The following is a 253-nucleotide window of genomic DNA, read 5'->3' as shown; positions in this document are numbered from 1 at the left end:
GTTTTGTAAAGCACTACCTAGATTCAACAGATGATCAAAGTATGCTGGAAAGATTATCTGATAACACCCGCTGGTTTTCTCAAGGGAACATGTCGGGTTATTGGTTTCTTAATCAAGTCATTGGGGACCTTTGCGGATTGAAGGTTAATCCCATCCATCAACAAATTCTATCAAACGAAGTACTAGATACACTGCTGAAATTTTTCCACGAGCGCACGGTCACTATCAGTAAAACCCTCAGTGAAGACATATA

Annotated in this window: 1 protein-coding gene; it reads left to right on the top strand. The window is 39.9% G+C overall.

Features of this window, described 5'->3' with window-relative positions:
• On the top strand, nucleotides 1–253 hold a 253-nt coding region (locus ACX9YW_RS23285), incomplete at both ends, for a hypothetical protein (protein WP_460351139.1).

Source organism: Pseudoneobacillus rhizolycopersici, assembly GCF_054786815.1.
This window is presented reverse-complemented; position numbering and strand designations above follow the sequence as displayed.